At 75.8% G+C, this 620-nt stretch carries 1 protein-coding gene and 1 pseudogene; both read left to right on the top strand.

The features are described 5' to 3' along the window. Positions 1-309, top strand: a 309-nt coding sequence (locus AC1DP0_RS22520; protein WP_478088908.1) for an RNA polymerase sigma factor, incomplete at its 5' end; no start/stop codon positions are given. Beyond that, positions 302-620 (top strand): annotated as a pseudogene (locus tag AC1DP0_RS22515) (hypothetical protein); the annotation flags it as partial. The gene AC1DP0_RS22520 and the pseudogene AC1DP0_RS22515, both read left to right, overlap by 8 nt.

The following is a 620-nucleotide window of genomic DNA, read 5'->3' as shown; positions in this document are numbered from 1 at the left end:
GCCGTCGACGTCGCGCGAGCCGGCGCCCGTCACGCGGTCCCGGTCGCCGAGGTGCCCGACGCCATCGCCACCCCCGCCGACCAGCCCGAGGAGGCACTGCCCGACGGTGACCTCTGGACGGCTCTGGCGGCACTCCCCGAGAAGCAGCGCCTCTGCGTGGCCTACCACCACGTCGCCGGCCTGCCCCACCCCGAGGTCGCCCGCATCCTCGGCGGAACGCCCGCGGCAGCACGCCGTGCGGCCGCCGACGGCATCGCGCGCCTTCGGTCCACCTACGCACCCCACGGAAGGGTGACCACCCATGTCTGACAACCCGATGCAGCTCCTCTGCGACCCGGCGGCCGGGGACGACGAACGCCTCGCGGCCCTCCACGCAGCACTGGTCGAGCGCGCCTCGACGGAGTCCGCCGTGGGGACGACGAACGCCTCGCGGCGTCACGCGGTCCCGGTCGCCGAGGTGCCCGACGCCATCGCCACCCCCGCCGACCAGCCCGAGGAGGCACTGCCGCGGTCCCGGTCGCCGAGGTGCCCGACGCCATCGCCACCCCCGCCGACCAGCCCGAGGAGGCACTGCCCGACGGTGACCTCTGGACGGCTCTGGCGGCACTCCCCGAGAAGCA

Source organism: Terrabacter sp. P5_B1 (assembly GCF_056400505.1).
This window is presented reverse-complemented; position numbering and strand designations above follow the sequence as displayed.